Source organism: Pseudohaliea sp. (genome assembly GCF_040217025.1).
Lineage (GTDB): Bacteria > Pseudomonadota > Gammaproteobacteria > Pseudomonadales > Halieaceae > Pseudohaliea.
The window spans coordinates 135,384-154,808 of record NZ_JAVJOA010000001.1; the positions used below are offsets into that span (position 1 = coordinate 135,384).

The following is a 19,425-nucleotide window of genomic DNA, read 5'->3' on the forward strand; positions in this document are numbered from 1 at the left end:
GGCGGCGCAGGTCACCCGGCGCGCTGCGTCTCCCCGAAGGTGGCCCCGGCGACCATGAACGCCTCGTAGTCATCGAGCAGCTCGGGGCGCTCGAAATGCAGGAAGTGGCCCACGCCGTCGACCAGCAGGCATTGGCAATCCGGTATCATCCGCTCGGCGAGCCACATGTCGTCGAGGTCGATGATGCGGTCCTCGGCGCCGTTGACGATGAGCGTTCGCGCGCGGATGCGGGACAAGTCCACGGTTTCCTGAAGGTGGCCAAGCTTCAGGATGTTCCGGCAGTGCTCGTAGAACACGTCGGCATTGTCGTCGCTCAGGTTGGCGAACTGCGCGGTAATCTGGCGCTTGTAGGTCGGACCGATCTGCTGGCCGAACATGTCGATGATGAGGTCCGCACCCGCGGCGTAGTCGCGCGCATCGTAGAGCGCCTGTGCATGGGCGACGATACCCTCCATCACCGCATTGGGCTTCATGCCGAAGCTGCTCAGCACCAGCTGGTGCACCGCCTCCGGGTAGCGGGCCGCATACGCGGCGGCGATCGCGGTGCCCCAGCTGCTGCCAGCCAGCGTCAGTGCTCCGCAGGGGGCAGCGTGTTCGACCAGCGCGTGCACTACCTCGAGTTGCTCTTCGACGGTAACGTGCGGGTTGCCGTGGAGAATGCGCGAGCGGCCAACGCCCGGCATGTCGAAGACGATAACCCGGAAATGGGGCGAGAAACGGCGGGTAATCGAGCGCCACACGGCCATGGTCTGCAGCACGCCGCTGACGCAGAGCAATACGTTCGGGTGGTCGCCGTAGACCCGGAAGGGAATCTCGAAGCGACCGTACTGGAGCAGCTGTTTTCCCGTCTTCATACCTGCGTTCCTTCCTTTGCCGCCCCGGCGGCGATAAGCGCCTCTGCGCGTCGCGCAGCGCTACGGCATTTCCAGCGGTACCAGGCTTTCGCAGCCAGGCGATTGGCGAGGCGGTCCAGCGGCGAAGTGACGAGCAGGTTGCGCGCGCTGAGCGCACGCAGCCGGAGCCGGGCCGGCGCCGCACGCAGGGAGACGCCCATGCCCGCCTCGAGATAGTGGAACTCGTGCCACCACCCCGGCGGCATGTACAGGGCCTGGCCCGGCTCCAGCACCACCTCGAAGCCCGCGGCACAAGCAAGGGCGGGAAAGCGGCCGAGGTCCGGGGTGTCTAGATCGACGTAGCTGCGCACGGTACAGGGATGGCGGTAGAGCGCCGTGGAGGCCTCCGGCGGAAACAGGCGAACCCTTCGCCGGCCGCGGATTACCGCATGGAGCACATGAGCCATGTCGATGTCGAAATGCAGCGGCGTCGTGCTGCCGCGACAGCCGAAAAAGCTGAACACGAAGCGGCGGGAGAAGCGCAGCCCGACGTCAGGGAGGCAGACATCATCGAGAAGCTCCGGCAGCTGCCGCGAGAGATTGTAGAGAAACATGCGCAGGTCGCGCCCGCGGGTCTGGGTCTCCTCGAGGAACGCCGCGAAGCTCATGGTCGCGATGCTGCCCATGTAGTGCCGCCCAGGGGCGCCGAAGCTGGCGTCGTAGACTCGAACGCTGCGCTGGCCGAAGCGCTCGGCAAGCCGTTCCGGGGTCCAGCGCCGGAAGGCGGGCCAGTCGACAGCGAAGTCATTCACGACGACCGGCCGGCCAGCGGCGATCGCCTCGCGCAACGCCGCACCGCCCTCGTGGCTGACCGGCGGAAGCGGCTGCCAGCGAAGCCCGGTGACGCAGGCCCCCGCCGGTGCTGCGGCGGGCTGGCCGGAAAACACCGACTGTGCCGGGACGCCCTGCGACAGTGTCACGGTGACGGCTCCGCGCTCAAGCCGGCCAGCAGTGCCTCCCGGTCGCAGACCGGGTCCGCGCCGAACCAGATCGACCAGAGCAGCCGGGCAAAGGCGATATCCGCCACCTCGAAAGCTCGCTCGCCGTTGAACTCGACCCGCAGGCGTCCACCCTCGAGCCAATAGAAAACCAGCCGGTCGCCGGCCGTGACCCCGCGGTCGATGCCGGCGAGGAACCGCTCGATGGTGTCATCGGCCGCCTCAAGCCAGGCAGGCTGCGCATTGCGCCGCAGGCTCTTTGCGAATTCGCTGCGGATCCGCTCCACGCCGAGGTCCCGCTGAAAGTGAAGCATCAGCGCCTTGCTGCGGTCATCCGCCAGCACGGCCTCCGGAGTGAGTGCCGGGCGGTCCTCGATCGCAGCATAGTGAGCGATTTCATAGACCCGGAAGACGAAAACCACACGCGCGGACTCGCCCGTGAACTGCAGCTGGTGGCGCTCTCCGTCCAGGTGCAGGCTGAGGGCCTGAGGAAACGCCGCAGCCCACACGGTCTCGCAGGCAAACAACAGAGCGAGGACCGGCAGCGCGCGGAGCGGCCACAAACGGCGGTCTCCCGCGGACCGGCGCGAGGTCGAGGGCGTTGCTAGGGACGCTACCATGGCTCCAGCCTTTACCTGACAGCCCAGTGTAGCGCACATTCGCCCGGCAACGACGATGGGAGAGGCGCAGGCAGGCAGTCGATCTCGACGCTGCACCCCCCGCATCCCGCGATCTGCAGCTCGTCATCGTGGCCGCCTGCGATAGCCTTAGAGCGGACGCCCGGGCACGCCGCGCAGCTAGGGCCTGACGGTGCGCAAGGTCTTCGAGGATGCACCGGCGCGGGCCGTTCCGGGCGTCGACGGGCGCGGCCGAGGCATTTCCGGTAGGATCGAAGCGTCGGCCCTGCGGGCCTCACCGAGGTGCTTCCCGTGTCAAAACTGCGTTTTCCTGTCGCCCTGGTGGCACCGCTGTCGATCTTCGCCGTGGCTGCCGCGAGCAACGCCGAGGTCACGGTCGGCAACCCCGCAGTAGCCTGTGCCGAGGACCCGGCCTGCATGAACCGGATCCATCCCGCCATACCGATGGTCGCCACGGCGGAGCCGGGGGAGCGCATCGTGTTCGTCGGTCGCGATGCCTTCGACCTCTCCCTGGACCCCGACGAACTGTCCAGCGCGCCGGCCATCCCGCGTGAAGGCATCGGCATCGTCCACGCGCTGACCGGCCCGGTCGCCATTCGTGGGGCACGGGCGGGCGATGTGCTGGCGGTCACCATCGAGGCGCTGGAGCCGGCGGCCGTAGGCTGGACCGAGGCCGGCCCCTTCGGCTTTGCCGGGGAGCAGTTCGGACAGGACGGGCGCTTCATCGTCTGGCGCATCAATGAGGAATACGCGGTCAGCGATGCGTTACCGGGGGTGCGTATCCCCAATGCCGCATTCCCCGGCGTCGTGACCACGCTGCCCGGGGAGCGCCTGCTGGCGGAAGTGCTCGAGCGGGAAGGGGAACTGCTGGCACTGGGCGGCACAGTGCTGCCCCCCGATCCCGTTGAGGCGCAGCCCGCAGCGCTGTGCGGCCCCGGGGGAACGCGGGCTTCCGAGTGCCTGCGCACGATCCCGCCGAGGGAGCACGGCGGCAACATGGATATCCGCTACATCACCACGGGGACCACCGTCTACCTGCCCTGCCAGATCGATGGCTGCGGCCTGGCGGTGGGTGACTTTCACTACGCCCAGGGCGATGGCGAGGTGTCCGGGACGGCCATCGAAATGGGCGGCGAGCTCACCGTGACCACGCGCATTGTGAACGGTGGGCCGGACCTGTCCCACGGCCCGCACTATGAAGGTCCCGCGTCGGTGCTGCGCATCCCCTCCGAACGCTTCTATGCGGTCACGGGTTTCCCGCTCAAAGCGCCGGGCAGCGTTCCCGCGAACATGGCCTACCTGGCTTCGGACCGGGTCGCCGGCCTCTCGAACCTCTCCGCTGATGTTCACCTCGCCGCACGCAACGCGCTGGCTGCGATGATCGATTACATCGTGACGGAGTACGGCTACGACCGGGCTCAGGCCTACATGATCGCCAGCGTCGCAGTCGATCTGCGGATCGGGCAGCTGGTCGACGTGCCGAACGTCGGCGTCACCGCCGTGCTGCCGCTGGACATCTTTACCGGCGAACGGCACTGACCGCTCGTGCCGCTGCCGTCGTGATCCGCGCCGCCGTCGACACGCCGAAGGTCCCCGGAGGCGCGACCAGCAGGGCTATCTGCTAAGTACACAGGCCGGGGCAGTAGTCAGAGTGGCAGGCAAGGGGTCGGTAGGAGTCTTTCTGGTCCGCTAGCCACCTGATTTCAGGCGATTAATGGCGGAGGGGGTGGGATTTGAACCCACGGTACGCTCGCGCGTACACCTGATTTCGAGTCAGACCCGTTCGACCACTCCGGCACCCCTCCGTGAGATCCCGCGACGGGGCGGCGATGATACCAGCACGCTTGCCGCGATGCCTACCCCGGACGCCTGCTAATGGTCCGACCGCCGGACCGGCGTCCGGCGTTGTGCCAGGCGCCACGTCGCCGTGCTAACCTCCGGACTGACGCTCGTGGGGCCAGCTCGTGGCAGCGCTGCCACTGCGCAGTCCGTCCTGGCATGGCTGCGCCGGCTCAGAACGATAACAAGACAGGTTCATCGCTATGGAGCAGCCAAGGGCTACCCCTGCAGGCCCCGACGACAACCCCTACCGGAGCACAGCGGCCTGCTGGTACGCGCTGGGACTGCTGACCGTCGTCTACACCTTCAACTTCATCGACCGGCAGCTGCTCGCGATCCTGCAGGAAGCGATCAAGGCCGAGCTGTCCCTGTCGGACAGTCAGCTGGGGCTGCTGACAGGTTTTGCCTTCGCGATCTTCTACGTGACAGCGGGGATACCCATCGCCCGCTGGGCGGACCGCAGCAACCGGCGCAACATCGTCGCCCTGTCGCTGTTCATCTGGAGCGGGATGACGGCGCTAAGCGGTTACGTGCAGAACTTCCTGCAGCTGCTGCTCGCGCGGATCGGCGTGGGCGTCGGCGAGGCCGGCGGCAGCCCGCCCTCGCACTCGATGATCTCCGATATCTTTCCGCCGAACCGGCGCGCCACGGCCATCGGCTTCTACTCCATGGGCGTGAACATCGGCATCCTCTTCGGGTTCCTGGCCGGGGGCTGGCTGAACGAGTTCTTCGGCTGGCGTGTCGCCTTCCTGGTCGTGGGCATTCCCGGGGTCGCCCTCGCCCTGCTGCTGCGCCTGACGCTGCGCGAGCCGATCCGGGGGCTGCACGACAATACGGGCGCCAACCCGGACCCGGTGCCCTTCGGCGAAGTGCTCAGGGTGCTGCGCACGCGGCGCACGTTCATACACATGGCGCTGGGCGCGGGCCTGAATGCCTTCTGCGGTTACGGCATCGCCAACTGGACCGCCTCCTTCATGATCCGCAGCTACCAGATGCCGACCGGTGAACTGGGCACCTGGCTGGCGGCGATCATCGGCCTCGGTGGCGCCGCGGGCGTGTTCCTGGGGGGTATGCTGGCGGACCGGCTGGCGCCCCGCGACCAGCGCTGGTACACGTGGGTACCGTGCATCGCCGGCTTCGTCGCCGTCCCCTTCATGGCCGCTGTCTACCTCGTCGACGGCGCCTACCTCGCCCTCGGCATGTCGATCGTCCCCGGCCTGCTGTTCCAGACCTACCTGGGCAACACCATCGCGACCACGCACGCCATCGTCGGCCCGCGCATGCGCGCCACCGCCTCGGCGCTGCTGTTCCTCGTGATCAATATCATCGGTCTCGGTGCCGGGCCCTATACCGTGGGCCTGGTAAGCGACCTGCTGGCACCGACCCTGGGCAGCGAATCGCTGCGCTACGCCATGCTCTACGTGCTGCCGCCGGTCATGACCTGGTCGGCCCTGCACTTCTGGCTGGCCGGGCGGAGCCTGCGCGAGGACCTGGCGGCGGCGCCGGCCTAGGCGCTCCCGGGCCGGGAGCGCCCTGCCCAGTCCTCACCCATCCGCCGCGAGCGGCGGGACGACGTGGGGAATCCCGTTGTCACCCGCCCAGCCGTTGACCGGTTCAAGGTACTCGTCCTCGATCCGGGTCAGCTCGGCGCGCAGCGCCTCCCACTGCGTTTCCAGGTCCGCCAGGCGCTCCCGCGCGCCGTCGGTAATCGGCGCACCGCCATCCTCGACCACGTCCAGGAGGTGGCGCAGCTGCCCGTCGAGCTTCATGACCCAGGCGTCCTCGTCCTCGAAGGTCTCGTGGCGTAGCTCGGTAAGCTCCGCTTCCCAGGCATCGATGGCCTTGATGGCCGCCGCGCCCCATTCGGCGAGCGCCGGGTCATCGTGATCGGCGAGCAGTCCCCGCACCTGGCGACGGGCCTCGCGGGCGCCATCCAGGGCACCGAGGACGGCCTCCAGCATGGTGGCCACGCGCGCCTGCATCGCGACCCAGGCGGCGAGTTCCTCGCCGGTCGCGTCCGAGCGCGGATCCGGCAGCACTTCGACGGGCGCGGTCGCCGACGACTCACCGGCGCTTACCCGCACCGTGTAGCGCCCCGGCGCGACGGGCGGGCCGTCGTAACCTTCGAAGAGGATGTGGTTGTCGATGCAGCGCACGTCGTCCCTGTGCAGGTCCCAGGCCCAGCGCTGCAGACCGGCCTCCGTGGCCGGATAGTCGATCGTCAGTGGGCGCCGCGGGTCCTGGTTGTCCAGGCGGCAGCGATCGTGGTCTGTCTCCTCGCTGCTGTAGCGGCGCAGTACGGTGCCGTCGGCATCCAATACCTCGATCGTCAGCGCGGCGTCGGCCGGCACGGTCTCGCCGAGGTAATAGTAGATCGGCAGGTCCGGCGACGGGTTCTCGCCCTCGAAGTTGCCCGCGCTGCTCCCCGGGCGACCCATGGCCAGCGCCGGCGGCGCGTACACGTGTACCGAAGCCTCTGCGTTGGCCGCCACTGCCTGGCGCACGACGAACAGGTCGTCCAGCACCCAGAAAGCCCGACCCTGCGTGGCCACCGCCAGGGCGTCCTCGCGAACGCGCAGGTCGGTGATCGGTACCGCCGGCAGGTTGAGATCCAGGGACTGCCAGCTGTCGCCGTCGTTGTAGGAAACGAACAGTCCCTTCTCCGTGCCGGCATAGAGCAGCCCGGGCACTTCCCGGTCCTCGCGGACCACGCGCACGAAGGCGCCGTCGGGGATGTTGCCCTCGATGCGCTCCCAGCGCTTGCCGTAATTCGTGGTCCTGTAGATGTAGGGCGCAAAATCGTCCAGCTTGTAACCCGTGACGGCGACGTAGGCAGTCCCCTCGGCATGGGGTGACAGCTCGATTGCGTTGATCATCGCCTCGCCGCGGTGCGGCGGAGAGATGTCAGTCCAGTTTTCGCCGCCGTCACGGGTCAGATGCACGAGGCCGTCGTCGGCGCCGACCCAGAGCGTGCCCTCCTCCCGCTCGGACTCCACGATGTAGAAGATGTTGTGGTAGAACTCCGCGCCGACGTTCTCCGGCGTCAGCGGACCGCCGTTCCGGCCGAGGTGCTCCGGGTTGTTGCGCGTGAGGTCCGGGCTGACCCGTTCCCAGCTCATGCCGCGGTCCGTGCTCTTCAGCAGGTACTGGGTGCCGTAGTAGATCACCGAGTGGTCGTGCGGCGAGGTGATGACCGGCGCGTTCCAGTTGGTGCGGTACTTGAGATCCTTCGCGTCCGCGCCGTAGACCCGCTCCGGATAGGGCACGATGTAGCGCTTCTTCTGGTTTGCCTCGTTGAACTCGGTGAGCGTGCCGTTGATGGTCGTGGCATAGATGAGTGTCGGGTCGTCCGGGTCGAAGGCGATGTGCGCGCTCTCGCCGCCGCCCACCGCGTGATAATCGTCGCGGCCGATGGCGCCGTCCCAGGCCCAGGCGGCGATGGAGACCGTGGAGTTGTCCTGCTGGCCGCCGTAGAGGCGCCAGGGCACCTGGTTGTCGGTGATGAGCCGGTAGAACTGCGCCGTGGGCTGGTTATCGATCGGCGACCAGGTCTCGCCGCCGTCGAAGGTCACGGTAGCGCCGCCGTCGTTGCCGTTGATCATGTTGCGGCTGTCGTCCGGGTTGATCCAGTGGTCGTGGTGGTCGCCGTGCGGCGTGGACACCTTGCTGAAAGTCTCACCGCCGTCGATGGACTTCATCAGCGGCACGTTGAGCACCCAGACCGTGTCCGGATCGTTCGGATCCGCGGTGAGGTGGATGTAGTACCACGCCCGGGTATGCAGCACCCGGTGCGGGTTGATGTGCTGCCAGCTCTCGCCGTAATCGTCGCTGCGCCAGAGGCCGCCCTCGCCGGGCTCGGCCTCGATGACGGCGTAGATACGCGACGGCTGGCTGGCGGATACGTCGAGCCCGACCTTGCCGATCAGGCCGGGCAGACCCCCTTCGAGCTTCTCCCAGCTGTCGCCGCCGTCGCTGGACTTGTAGATGCCGCCGCCCTCGCCGCCGGACTCGATGTACCAGGGCTTGCGGCCGTGGTGCCACAGGCCGGCGTAGAGGATGCGCGGGTTGGTAGGGTCGAGGGAGAGATCGGTCGCGCCGGTGCTGGCGTTGACCTTGAGCACGTGCTCCCAGGTCGCGCCGCCGTCGCGGGTGCGGTAGACACCGCGTTCCTCGTTGGGCGCCCAGATCTGCCCCTGCACGGCGACCCAGGCCGTGTCCGGATCCGTCGGGTGCACCTCGATCTTCGCGATCTGCCCGGCCTTCGGCAGCCCCATGAAGGTAAAGCTCCGGCCCGCATCGGTGGACTTCCACAGTCCCTCACCCTGGCTCGTGGTCACGCCGCGGATGGGCGCCTCACCGGTGCCGACGTAGATCACGTTCGGATCGGAGGGGGCAACGGCGATGGCGCCGATGGTGCCGACGGGAATCTCGCCGTCGGAGATGTTGTCCCAGGTCGCGCCGGCATTCTCCGTCTTCCACACGCCACCACCGGCGGCGCCCATGTAATAGAGCTGTGGATTGCCCGGCACGCCGGTCACCGCGGTGACGCGGCCGCCGCGCCAGGGGCCGATGAGGCGGTATTCCAGGCCGTCGACCAGGGAGGCATCGACAGCGGATACCGCTTGTGGGATCAGTGCCGCGCCGCCGACGGCGGCGGCCAGGCAGACGGTGCGATACAGGGAACGCAGCATGAGCAGGTCTCCGAAGGAAAAGGCCCGTCAGCGAGCCACAGGGGGCCAAAGCTACCGGCAGCTTCGCCCTGACTCAAGGGCCATGGTTCCTTGACGCCGCAGCAGGCCATCCCCCTTCCGGGTAGGGACGGGATGGTGATTGCCAGGCCCCGGCGCAGGACGGACAATGCGTCATGCCCTTCCGCTTTTTCGAGAAACTGGTCGACCCGTTCCCGCCGGTTGCGCCGGGCCGGTCGCCGCGCTCCATCTACCGCTTCTGCCGGCATTACTCGCGCGGCCTGGAGCCCTGGCTGCTGCTGCTGGCGCTGTTCAGCACCGCCATCGCCATCGTCGAGGTGGCGCTGTTCGACGTGCTCGCCGATGTCATCGACCTGCTCGGTGAGTTCAGCCCGGCCGAGGTTCGCGCGGGCGAGGGGCGGGACCTGCTCTGGCTCGCACTGGGCATCCTGGCCGCTTACCCCACGCTGATCGGCCTGCAGTCCCTGCTGCTGCACCAGACGCTCATGGGCAACTTCCCGATGATCGTGCGCTGGCTGGCGCACCGCTACCTGCTGCGCCAGAGCCTGTCGTTCTTCCACGACGAGTTTGCAGGGCGCATCGCGACAAGAGTGATGCAGACCGCCCTGGCGGTGCGCCAGACCGTGATCAAGCTGCTCGACATCATGGTCTACGTGGTCGTGTACTTCGTCTCCGTGCTCGTGCTGTTCGCGGGCATCGACCTGCGCCTCGCGATGCCGATGGCCGCCTGGCTGGTGCTCTACGTGGCGATTCTCTGGGTCGTCCTGCCGCGGCTGCAGCGGGTCTCGGAGCGGCAGGCAGATGCCCGCGCACTGATGACCGGGCGCGTTGCGGACTCCTACACCAATATCGCCACCGTCAAGCTGTTCTCCCACGCCCGCCGCGAGTCCGCCTACGCCCGCGAGGGCATGGAGGAGTTTCTCGGCACCGTGCACCCGCAGATGCGCCTGGTCACGATCATGGACACGGCGGTGATTCTCAACAACGCGGTGATGGTGCTCGCGGTCGGGGCGATGTCGCTCTACCTGTGGCTGAACGGCGCCATCACCCCCGGCGCCATCGCCGCGGCCATCGGCCTGTGCCTGCGGGTCACCGGCATCAGCGAGTGGATCATGTGGGAAGTCTCGGACCTGTTCGAGAACATCGGCACGGTACAGGACGGGATGAGTACCCTGTCCCGGCCCATCGCCGTGCAGGATGCGCCGGAGGCGAAACCGCTCAGCGTCCCGGCCGGGCACATCGCCTTCCGCGGGGTCGACTTCTCCTATGGCGGAGTGCGCGGCGAGAGCAAGCCGGTCTTCCAGGGGCTGGACCTCGATATCCCGGCGGGGACCAAGCTCGGCCTCATCGGCCGTTCCGGCGCCGGCAAGTCGACGCTGGTGAACCTGCTGCTGCGCTTCTACGACGTCGACGGCGGGCGCATCGAGATCGATGGACAGGACGTGCGCGCGGTCACGCAGGAAAGCCTGCGCGCCAGCATTGGCATGGTCACCCAGGACACCTCGCTCCTGCACCGCACCGTGCGCGAGAACATCCTCTACGGCCGCGAAGATGCCACCGAGGACGAGCTCATGAGCGCCATCGAGCGCGCGAGGGCCTGGGACTTCATCCAGTCGCTGGAAGACGCGAAGGGCAACCGGGGCCTGGACGCCATGGTCGGTGAACGCGGCGTCAAGCTCTCCGGCGGTCAGCGCCAGCGTATCGCCATCGCCCGGGTCATCCTCAAGGACGCACCCATCCTCATCCTCGACGAGGCGACCTCGGCGCTGGACTCAGAGGTGGAAGTGGCGATCCAGGAAAGCCTCTACGAACTCATGGAGGGCAAGACGGTACTGGCCATCGCCCACCGCCTGTCCACCATCGCCGCCCTGGACAAGCTCGTCGTGCTCGAGCAGGGGCAGGTCGTCGAGGCCGGGAGCCACGACGAGCTGCTGGCCGCGGGCGGCATCTACAAGCGGTTGTGGGACTACCAGTCCGGGGGCTTCCTGGCCGCGGACTGACGCGTGGTTGCAGACACCATCGGCGTCGTCCGCTTGTTACACTGCCACGCTTGAGAAGTGGGTTCAGGAGGCCCGTCAAGGCACATGAGCGACACCGAGCTGGAAGTCTTCGATCGCGATGCGCTCAACCGGGCGCGTCGCCGCGCCCTGCTCAACGAAGCCGGCAGGCAGTTCGCCGAGAAGGGCTTCCACGGCACATCGCTGGCCAGCATCGCCAGGGGCGTAAAACTGACCAAGTCAGGACTGTTCCACTACGTGGACAACAAGGAGGAGTTACTTTTCGCCTGCTACCGCGATGCGCTGCGCTCCGCAGAGGAGTGCCTGGAGGCCGCGGAGGAAAAAGAAGGCGATGCTCCGGCAAAGCTCGCCCATTACCTTCGCAGTCACCTCACCCGTATCGGCAAACCCGGGGGCTACTTCACGATCCTGAGTGAACTGTACGTCCTCAATGCGGCGCAGCAACGGGAACTCCGCGCCACGGCGCGGCGCATCGACGCTCGCCTCCGCGCCATCATCGAAGCCGGCATCGAGGAGGGAAGTATCGGCTACGATAATCCGCGCATGGCAGTGTACGCCATCGATGGAGCGCTCAACTGGCTACCCAAGTGGTATTCCACCGATGGGGCCGAGAGCATCGAGGAGATCGCCGAGGATTTCATCCGCTTCTTCCTCGACGGCCTTCGCAAGCGCTGAGGGTCAACAGATCTTCGGCCAGGACGCCATCAGCCGGCGACTGCGCTGGCCCTCTCCATGGCTGCCTCGCGCCAGGGCAAAGGCACGTGCCAGCTCCGAGCGGGTCTCCGCCGGGTCGATCACCTTGTCAATGAGATTCAGGGCGGCGGGCTCCCAGCATTCACTGCCCAGGGCGAGTTCGTCGCGGTAGCGGGCTGCCAATGCCTCCGGATCATCCGACGTCTCGAGCTGCCGGCCGTACATGACGTTCACCGCGACCTCCGGCGCCATGAAAGACACCTCAGCCGATGGCCAGGCGAGCAACTGGTCGCTGAGCATGTTGCCACCGGACATGGTGAAGTGCGCCATGCCGTAGGACTTGCGCAGGATCAGGCTCACCCGGGGCACCGTGCAGTGGTGAAGGGCCTCGATCAGTCGCATGATCTGGATCGGCATCTTGTGCTCTTCAGCCTCGCGACAGAGCAGGAAGCCGGGCGTGTCATGAATGAAAAGCAGGGGGATGTGAAAGGAGTCGCAGAGCGTGAGGAAGCTCGTGGCCTTTTCGCAGGCGCCATGACCCATGGCGCCGGCCGTGACCTGCGGGTTGTTGGCCAGTACTCCGACCACCTGTCCATCGAGCCTGGCCAGCGCGGTGATCAGGCTGCCATCGTACTCCGGCTTGAGTTCAAGCAGGCTGTCGGGGTCACAGAGCATCGCCAGGAACAGGCGCATGTCATAGCCCTGGCGGGCATCGGCCGGCACGAGTTCACAGAGCTGCTCACCGTCATGCAGCGCAGGGTCGGGGGCGGGTGCCGACGGCGGCAGCGCGCCGGCATGACTGGGCAGGTAGCTCAACGCGCGACGGACTAGCGCAAGGCACTCGAGGTCGTCTTCCGCGAACAGGTCAACAGCGCCCGTCGTGCGCGCGTGCAGTTCCCAGCCCCCCAGTTCCTGGTCGCTGACCTGCTCGCCCGTGGCCACCGCGATGATCGAGGCACCACCCACGGCGTAGACCGTGCCGCGGACCTGGATAACGATGTCAGACGTCGCGGCATTCCAGGAGGGCAGGCCGAAACACTCGCCCATGATCGCCGAGATCAGCGGCACGCGCCGATCGCGGGGCGCATGGTCGATGGGCCAGGCGGTACTCATGAGTCCCCGGGAGCCGAGGATGTCGGGCATGCGGGCACCGCCGGCGTCACCGAGGTTGATCAGTGGCAGCCCCTTCTCCACGGCGTAGGCTTTCGCCCGCCAGGCTTTCTTCATGCCAACAGAGCCTCCGGCGCCGGCGAGCACGGTCACGTCGTCGGCCGTCACGAACGCCTGCCGGCCGAGGATCGACGCGAAGCCGGCCAGCTTGCCGTCGGCAGGGGTCCGGCCCCGCATCTCCGGGCGTTCGCTGGCCGCGAGGAGACCGAACTCATCAAAGCTGCCGGGGTCGACCAGCGCATCAACGCGCTCCCGAGCCGTGAGCCGGCCCTTGGCGTGCTGCCGGGCGATCCGCTCCGGCCCGCCCATGGCCAGCGCCTCCTCCCTGCGCGCAGCCAGTTTCTTCCGCCCCTTCGGATCACCACCTGTACTCATTGCCCGGCAGACTCCATGCGAACCAGCAGCTGTCCCTTGCTGACACTATCGCCAACGGCAACCGCGACTCTACTGACTCTGGACGCCTCCGCTGCGCACACGGCATGCTCCATTTTCATGGACTCGAGCACGCAGAGGCAGTCGCCCAGCGCTACGGAACGCCCCTCACTCGCCGGTACCGCAATGACCCGTCCGGGCATGGGTGCGAGGTAGGCGCCGGGCTCGGTGCCAGCCATGGCGCCTGCGCCCCCCGCCGCTCCCCTGGCGACAAGGACAGCGTCGCCCTCGGCGAAGAAGTGATACTCACCGCCCGCCTCCGCAAAATGCCAGCGGCGGGCCTGACCCTCGATGTCGATGAGGAGGGGACCATCGCCACTACCCTCCAGCAGGGAGACATCCAGGCCGACCCCGTCCATTTCCACCCGGGCGCTGCGGTCACCCCGATGCAGCACCCGAAGCACCAGGTCACGCAAGGCACCCGGGCGACGGTAGCCGTAGCACGCATCCTTCATGCCCAGGGACCGCCGCCGCTCTGACTCCCTGAGCCACTGCCACAACGCCAGCGCCGGCAGAGCGGCAACCCATTCCGCTTCGCCCGGCCGACACGCGAGCGCCGGGCGGGCTTCGAGATAGGCTGTCGTCGTGCGTGCAGCCTGAAAGTCACCGTCACGCAGCACGGAAAGCAGCAGCTCCCGGTTGGTTGCTACGCCGAGGACTACCGATCGCGCCAGGGACCAGCGGAGCAGGCGGCATGCTTCGGCGCGGGTATCGGCCGCTGCGACGAACTTCGCCAGCATCGGATCGTAGCGCGAGGATATCTCCATACCCTCGGTCACGCTGCTCATGACCTCGCCGCCGCGGGCGGCGACGGGCACCCAGCGCGCCAGGCAGCCGGCAGCGGGAAGGAAGCCCTCTGCGGGGTCCTCGGCGTAAAGGCGGGCCTCGATGGCGTGGCCCTGCAGCTCAAGATCATCGAGTAGCGCGCCCAGGGCCGCTCCCTCGGCCAGCCGCAACTGCCAGTCCACGAGGTCCAGCCCGGTTACCTTCTCGGTCACCGCGTGCTCCACCTGCAGGCGCGTGTTCATCTCCAGGAAGTAGTGGGTCCCGGTACCTGGCTGAACAATGAATTCCACCGTACCGAGACCGCAGTAGCCCACGGCCGATGCAATCTGCACGGCCGCGTCGCACAAGCGCGCGCGCTGCTCGGAGGAGAGATTGGGCGAGGGGGCCTCCTCGATCACTTTCTGCCGGCGCCGCTGCACCGAGCATTCGCGATCGAACGCATGGGCAACGGTGCCGTAGCGATCCCCGAGCACCTGCACTTCAACGTGGTGCACGTTCTCGACAAAACGCTCGAGGAGTACGCGCGGATCACCGAACGCTGCCTCGGCCTCGCGGCGAACGGCAGACAGCGCATCAGGAAAGGCCGCTGGGTCCACCACCACCCGCATACCCATGCCGCCACCGCCGGCAACTGCCTTGACCAGCAAGGGAAAGCCGACACGATCAGCCGCCCGCCGCAGGTAGTCGTCACCCTGCTCCACCGGGTTTTCTCCCGGGATGACGGGCAGACCGATGCTGGCCACCAGCGCCCGCGCGGCCTGCTTGTCCGCCATGGTCTCGATCGTGCCGGGGTCGGGGCCGATGAAGCGAAGGCCCGCCTCGCCGACGGCGCGTGCAAAGGCTGTACTCTCGGCCAGGAACCCGTACCCGGGGTGTACGGCATCGGCGCCGGACGCCAGGGCGACCGCGAGCAAGCGATCGATAGCGAGGTACGTCTCGCTCGCCTTGCTGCCGGCCAGCCGGAAGGCCTGATCCCCCGCCAGTCGATGCGGGCTGCCGGCGTCGGCGTCGGAGTAGACCACGACCGTATCGATACCGCGGCGACGGCAGGCCTCTGCAATACGGATAGCAACCTCGCCCCGGTTGGCGATGAGAATGCGGCGCAGGGGGGCCGGCACGTTCATCTGCCGAGCCCCGCCTCGGGCGTACTAGCAGCGCCAGCGAAGGCCCCGTCCCCGGACCTCAGAAAGGGATCGGTCACGGCGACAAGTGGCCCTGCGCCCGAGCCGACCATTTGTCGCAGGCCTGCCACGCGCGGAAAAATCCGCGAGAAATAAAAGACTGCGGTGAGCAGCTTGCTTTCGTGGAGGTCATCGGCCTGTGCTGTCGCTAGAGCATCCGCGGCCGCCTCCGCTGCACGTAGCCAGGCATGTCCAAGAAGCAGGTAGCCGGAATACATGAGGTAATCCGTTGCTGCCGCGGGAACAGCGAACGGGTCCCGCCCGGCATCGGCGACCAGGGCCTCCGTCAGGGCGACCCATTGCGTGCACTCAGCCTTCAGCGCCTGCGCGTGGGTGGCGATGTGGCCGTGGCGTGCCGCCCTGTCGCAGCTGGCGGCAATGGTCTCGGCCTCGCGCTTCACGGCCCGGCCATCATCGCGCACCACCTTGCGACCGAGCAGGTCCAGCGCCTGAATGCCGGTGGTACCTTCGTAGATGGTCGCGATGCGCGCATCGCGGAGATTCTGTTCAAGACCCCACTCGCGGATATAGCCGTGACCACCCAGGCATTGCAGCGCCAGGCCGGCCGCCTCGACACCGAGCTCGGTCAGGAATCCCTTGATGATGGGGGTAAGGAAGGCCAGCCGCTCCCGCGCCGCCGAACGGGATGTCTCGCTGTCTCCATGATCGGCCGTGTCGAGAAGGCAGGCGGCCTCCAGCACCAGCAGGCGCCCGCCCTCGGCGATCGCCCGCTGCTGCAGCAGCATCCGGCGAACATCGGGGTGCAGGACGATGGGGGCGGGACCGTCGCCACCGCCGGGGGCGCGCATGGCTCGGCGGTCCTTCGCATAGGCCAGCGCGTTCTGGTAGCCCAGCTCCGCATGCACCACACCCTGCTGACCGGCACCGATTCGCGCCGCGTTCATGAAGACGAACATGCACTGGAGGCCGCGGTGCGGCTCCCCCAGCAGCTCGGCCTGCGCAGCGTCGAAATGCAGTGTGCAGGTGGCCGACCCCTTGAGGCCCATCTTGTCCTCGAGGCCGCCGCAGCGCACCGCGTTGCGAGAAACCGGGCGGCCCGTGTCATCCGGAATAAACTTGGGCACGAGGAAGAGAGAAAGGCCGGCCGTGCCCGCTGGCGCGTCGGGCAGACGGGCGAGAACGATATGCACGATGTTCTCGGCGAGATCGTGTTCGCCCGCGGTAATGAAGATCTTGCTGCCCGTGAGCGTATAGCGCCCGTCTTCGGCCGGTTCCGCGCGCATGCGCACCTGGGCGAGATCCGAACCGCACTGCGGCTCGGTCAGACACATGGTGGCGGTCCAGCGCCCACTCACCAGCGGCGGCAGATAGCGCGCCTGCTGCGACCGCGTGCCGTGGGCTTCAAGCGTGTCCATGGCACCGGGGGCAAGGCCCGGGTACATGCTCCAGGACCAGTTCGCCGTCGCAAACAGCTCGGTCACCGCTACTCCGAGGGACGCGGGCAGGCCCGAGCCGCCCCACTCCGCGGGCCGGGACAGACCGGCCCAGCCGCCGTCGCACCAGGCCGCATAGGCCTCGCGAAAGCCCGCGGGCGTCTGCACGTTGCCTTCGACAAACCGGCAACCCTCCGCGTCTGCCGACTGGTAGAGCGGGACCAGGGCCTGCTCGGCAAACGCCGCCGCGGCCTCGAAGATGGCCCGGGCCTGTTCCCGGTCCAGGGGCGCGCGCCCCTGTAAGGAGTCCAGGTGATGCTCATAGCCGAGCACCTCGTAGAGCAGAAACTCGAAGTCGCGCAGCGGGCAGTCGTAGTGAATCATGGAGAAGGGCTCGCAGCAGGCTAAAACAGCCAAGGGCCTGGGCGGAAAAAAAGAGGGCGCCGGAACGCCCTCACAGGGGTACTGCTCAGAACCGGTATTGCAGCTCGACACCGACGGTGCGGGGCGGCCCGAGCACGCTGAAGTACTGGCTCACGAAGGGGTTCGTGAAGAGATCGAAAGTGCTGACGAGATAGGTTTCGTCGGACAGGTTGTAGCCCCACAGCGCGGCATACCAGTTCTCCGCATTGAGCGTTATCCGCGCGTTGTAGAGGCTGTAGCCCGGCTGCTCGTTGAAGGGGTCGATCGAGGAGGGCCGGGCGTCGAGGTACATGTCGCCCTGCCGGCGCCACTCGCCGCGAAGTACCAGTTCAAGGTCTGCCGGTAACGGTATGGCGTACTCCACGTCCGCGGACGCAGTGTAGTCAGGCACGCGGGTAAAGTGATCCAGGGGGATGCCCTGACCCACACCCGTCGGCAGCTCGCCATCATCGTAGCCGGCGTCCAGGTAGTTGCCCATGAGGTTCACGGTCAGGCGGTCGGACAGCAGGGCCTTCACCTCGATCTCGACGCCGTTCGAATGGGCTTCACCCGCGTTGTCGATCCGCGGGTCGAAGGACTGCGGTGTCGTCGGGTCATCGGCGCGGATGTGAATGTCCTCCCACTGCATCGCATACAGCGACGCATTGACCAGCAGCCGCTGGTCGAACCAGGTGGATTTCAGACCGAGCTCGTAGTTGTCGAGGAATTCCGGGTCGAAGCCTTCCGCCTGCTGAGAAGGTACGCCGGAATCGACGTTGTAGCCCCCGCTCTTGAAGCCGCGGCTGTAGGTGGCATAGAGCATCACGTCATCGGAGTGATGGTAGCGGAGCGTGACCGTCGGCGTTGTCTCGTCCCAGGAGTCGCTGGCTTCCGCAGACCCGGTACCACCCAGGATCGGCGCGCCGAAGATGGCCTCGAGGTCGTTCTGTACCCAAAAGAAGTCCTTCTCCTCCCAGGTATGGCGTGCACCGACGGTGAGCTCGAACTGCTCGTTGAAGCGGTAGTCGACGCTGGCAAAGACCGCGTAGGTTTTCGCCGTATGGTCGCCCCGGGAACCCCCTTCCACCTCGCCCAGGAACCCGGCACCCAGCAGGGTGAGCAGGTCGTTCTGGATGAGGATGCCGCCGTCATTCACCGAGTCGAGCTCTGAGTAGTAGACGCCTGCCAGCCACTGCAGCGGTGCATCGGTCTGCGAGGCGATGCGCAGCTCGCTGGTGAACAGGTCAAGTTCCTCCGGGTCGAAGTTGCGTCCGATGCCGAACGGCAGCAGGTCCGACTCACCGTCGACGAAGTACTTGTAGGTCCGGTAACCACCGATACCCACGACCTCGTAACCGTCGCCACTGTAGACGCCGCGGAGGGAAACGCCGTACGCATCCTCGAGGGTCTCTTCACCGGCAAAGTCACCGAAGGTGACCCGGTCTTCCGGGTCCCGGTTGACCAGCAGGCCGAGGGAGCCGAGCAGGGAGTTGTCGTCGTTCGCGAGCGTTTCGAAGGTCTGCGCCTTCTGGTCTGCCTCGCGGACATCCGCACTCAACAGGAACTCGAGGCGGTCGGTCGGCGTGAACAGTAGCGAGCCGCGAAGGCCCCACTGGTTGCGATCGTTGGTGTCGGTATTGAGAAACGCGTTGTCCAGGTAGCCTTCGCGCTCGTGGTAAAGACCGGTGATCAAGCCGCTCAGCTTTCCGGGGACCAGCGGACCCGAGACGGTACCGAAGTAGCGCTGCATGTTGTAGTTGCCAAGCTGCGCGGTGAACTTGCCGGTCAGTTCGTCCGTAGGCCGCTTCGACGTGATGTTGATTACACCGCCGATGGTATTGCGTCCGTACAATGTGCCCTGGGGCCCACGCAGCACCTCGATCCGCTCCGCGTCGTAAAGGTCGATGACACTTCCCACGGTGTTGCCGAGGTACACTTCGTCGATGTAGTAGCCTACCGAGGGGTCCGCCCCGGCCGAGCCGGACACAGGCGCGATGCCGCGGATCGTCGTCGACGACGACTTCATGCGCTCGCCTTCGCGAAAATACAGGCCCGGGGTCGCCCGAGCGACACGGTCCATGGTTATCGCGCCGAGTTTCTCGAGGTCATCCTCCGACCAGGCCGTGACGGCGATGGCGACATCCTGCAGGCTCTCTTCGCGGCGCTGGGCGGTCACGATCACCTCCTCGATGCGAAGGCTCGTTTCCTGCGCTTTCAGCACGCTGCCATAACCCCCTGAAACGGCCGCAACGATCGCACCGACTAGTACCTGTCTGTTCATTCCCTCAACTCCCCCTGGAGCGGACGCCATGCGCCCATCTGAATGGTTTTT

12 protein-coding genes and 1 tRNA gene are annotated in these 19,425 nt (G+C 67.1%); 4 read left to right on the forward strand and 9 right to left on the reverse strand.

All coding sequences use genetic code 11. The features are described 5' to 3' along the window. Positions 1 to 11: 11 nt before the first annotated feature. The 3 genes from RKE50_RS00585 to RKE50_RS00595 are packed head-to-tail and all read right to left on the reverse strand — an operon-like array spanning position 12 to position 2,394. Entirely contained in the window at positions 12 to 854 is an 843-nt protein-coding gene (locus tag RKE50_RS00585) for an alpha/beta fold hydrolase (RefSeq protein WP_350033523.1), read from the reverse strand. Continuing rightward, entirely contained in the window at positions 851 to 1,813 is a 963-nt protein-coding gene (locus tag RKE50_RS00590) for a cupin-like domain-containing protein (protein ID WP_350033524.1), read from the reverse strand. The genes RKE50_RS00585 and RKE50_RS00590 overlap by 4 nt, the downstream gene beginning before the upstream one ends. Further along, on the reverse strand, positions 1,810 to 2,394 hold the full coding sequence (locus tag RKE50_RS00595; RefSeq protein WP_350033526.1) for a chalcone isomerase family protein: 585 nt from the start codon (positions 2,392 to 2,394) through the stop codon (positions 1,810 to 1,812). The genes RKE50_RS00590 and RKE50_RS00595 overlap by 4 nt, the downstream gene beginning before the upstream one ends. A gap of 366 nt (positions 2,395 to 2,760) precedes the next feature. Here RKE50_RS00595 and RKE50_RS00600 point away from each other — a divergent pair, with 366 nt between their 5' ends. After that, positions 2,761 to 4,008 (forward strand): acetamidase/formamidase family protein, encoded by a 1,248-nt coding sequence (locus RKE50_RS00600; RefSeq protein WP_350033527.1) that lies wholly within the window; start codon positions 2,761 to 2,763, stop codon positions 4,006 to 4,008. Positions 4,009 to 4,184: 176 nt separating this feature from the next. Here the strand turns inward: RKE50_RS00600 and RKE50_RS00605 are convergent. Further along, a tRNA-Ser gene (locus RKE50_RS00605) sits at positions 4,185 to 4,274 on the reverse strand. A gap of 237 nt (positions 4,275 to 4,511) precedes the next feature. Here RKE50_RS00605 and RKE50_RS00610 point away from each other — a divergent pair. Further along, positions 4,512 to 5,819, forward strand: a complete 1,308-nt coding sequence (locus RKE50_RS00610) for a spinster family MFS transporter (RefSeq protein ID WP_350033529.1) — start codon at positions 4,512 to 4,514, stop codon at positions 5,817 to 5,819. A 33-nt stretch (positions 5,820 to 5,852) separates the two neighbouring features. Here RKE50_RS00610 and RKE50_RS00615 read toward each other — a convergent pair whose 3' ends face one another. Beyond that, positions 5,853 to 8,999, reverse strand: a complete 3,147-nt coding sequence (locus RKE50_RS00615; protein WP_350033530.1) for a VPS10 domain-containing protein — start codon at positions 8,997 to 8,999, stop codon at positions 5,853 to 5,855. Between the two features lie 173 nt (positions 9,000 to 9,172). Between RKE50_RS00615 and RKE50_RS00620 the strand changes: the two genes are divergently transcribed. Together RKE50_RS00620 and RKE50_RS00625 are read left to right on the forward strand one after the other, a co-directional pair. Next, positions 9,173 to 11,017: an ABC transporter ATP-binding protein gene (locus RKE50_RS00620; protein ID WP_350033531.1), complete on the forward strand. Its 1,845-nt coding sequence runs from the start codon at positions 9,173 to 9,175 to the stop codon at positions 11,015 to 11,017. An 84-nt stretch (positions 11,018 to 11,101) separates the two neighbouring features. Beyond that, positions 11,102 to 11,710 carry a TetR/AcrR family transcriptional regulator gene (locus RKE50_RS00625; RefSeq protein ID WP_350033533.1) on the forward strand — a complete coding sequence of 203 codons (609 nt, stop codon included), beginning with the start codon at positions 11,102 to 11,104 and terminating at the stop codon, positions 11,708 to 11,710. 3 nt (positions 11,711 to 11,713) lie between these two features. Here RKE50_RS00625 and RKE50_RS00630 read toward each other — a convergent pair whose 3' ends face one another. The 4 genes from RKE50_RS00630 to RKE50_RS00645 form a co-directional block, all read right to left on the reverse strand. After that, positions 11,714 to 13,273, reverse strand: coding sequence for an acyl-CoA carboxylase subunit beta (locus tag RKE50_RS00630; protein WP_350033534.1), 1,560 nt, complete (start codon positions 13,271 to 13,273; stop codon positions 11,714 to 11,716). Further along, positions 13,270 to 15,240, reverse strand: coding sequence for an acetyl/propionyl/methylcrotonyl-CoA carboxylase subunit alpha (locus RKE50_RS00635; RefSeq protein ID WP_350033536.1), 1,971 nt, complete (start codon positions 15,238 to 15,240; stop codon positions 13,270 to 13,272). Before RKE50_RS00635 ends, RKE50_RS00630 begins: the two co-directional genes overlap by 4 nt. After that, entirely contained in the window at positions 15,237 to 17,075 is a 1,839-nt protein-coding gene (locus RKE50_RS00640; RefSeq protein ID WP_350033538.1) for an acyl-CoA dehydrogenase C-terminal domain-containing protein, read from the reverse strand. The genes RKE50_RS00635 and RKE50_RS00640 overlap by 4 nt, the downstream gene beginning before the upstream one ends. Positions 17,076 to 17,160: 85 nt before the next feature. Beyond that, a complete protein-coding gene (locus RKE50_RS00645; protein WP_350033540.1) occupies positions 17,161 to 19,374 on the reverse strand; it encodes a TonB-dependent receptor in 2,214 nt (737 codons plus the stop codon). Between the last annotated feature and the right edge of the window lie 51 nt (positions 19,375 to 19,425).